Consider the following 1,043-nt stretch of genomic DNA (forward strand, 5'->3'; position numbering starts at 1 on the left):
ACCTGCTTTGCGGAGAGTTGGCGCCGTCGGTCGTGACGGACGTGTGTCGGCGGATTGCCAAAGTGACCTTCAGCGGTGACGATCGAGCAAACGTGAGCCTCCTTGCGGATGTATGGGTGGCGCTGATGAGCCGGTTGTCCAGTGAGATCAAGGTAGCCAACCTCGACCTGAACCTGATCGTGTCGCTCGACGCCCTCCTGCAGGAGCGGAGTGTCAGCAAGGCCGCCCTGCGCCTCGGCCTGAGCCAGCCATCGCTGAGTGCCTCGCTGGCACGGCTGCGACGGCACTTCGACGACGAGCTGCTCGCCCGCGTCGGCAATCAGTACGAGCTGACACCGCTGGCCGCGCAGCTGGTCGACGTCACCCAGAACGCCATGGCGAGCGTGACCCGGGTCTTCACCAGCGCCGCCCGGTTCGAGCCGGCCACCGCGGCCCGTGAGTTCACCGTGCTCATGTCGGACTACGCCACGACCGTGCTCGGCCCGGCGCTGGCCCGGCAGCTCAGCGAGCAGGCTCCCGGCGTCCGCCTGCGGGTGCAGCAGCTCGCGCCGCACCTGATCGACAATGCGGACGAGACGCTGCGCTCCGTCGACGCCATCGTGTTGCCGCCCGGCATCCTCTCCGACCTTCCGCACTGCCGGATCTTCGACGACGAATGGGTGTGCGTCGTCGCCATGGACGCGCCCGTGGCGGCGGACGGCTTGACGGTGGACCAGCTCGGCGAGCTGCCGATGGTGATGACCTATCAGACCTCGACCGCCTTCACGCCGGTGGCGAAGCAGCTCGAGATGCTCGGGGTCGAGTTCAACGTTCAGATCGTGACCGAGAGCTTCCTCTCGCTGCCGTTCCTGGTCGCCGCCGTGCACGGCGTGGGCCTGATCCAGAAGCGGCTGGCGGACCGGCTGATGTCCGCGGCCGCCGTGCGCGTCCTGCCGTGCCCGTTCGAGCCGGTCCCGCTGATCGAGGCGCTGTGGTGGCATCCGATGTACACCAGCGACTCCGGCCACCGCTGGCTTCGCGAGCGGTTCGTCGAAGCGGGCGCG

1 protein-coding gene is annotated in these 1,043 nt (G+C 68.4%); it reads left to right on the plus strand.

The window, feature by feature from the left end; translation table 11 throughout:
- Window positions 1–92 precede the first annotated feature (92 nt).
- The coding region (locus tag AB0M20_RS45540) for a LysR family transcriptional regulator (protein WP_364307912.1) at window positions 93–1,043 on the plus strand (951 nt) is incomplete at its 3' end.

Source organism: Actinoplanes sp. NPDC051633 (assembly GCF_040681735.1).
Lineage (GTDB): Bacteria > Actinomycetota > Actinomycetes > Mycobacteriales > Micromonosporaceae > Actinoplanes.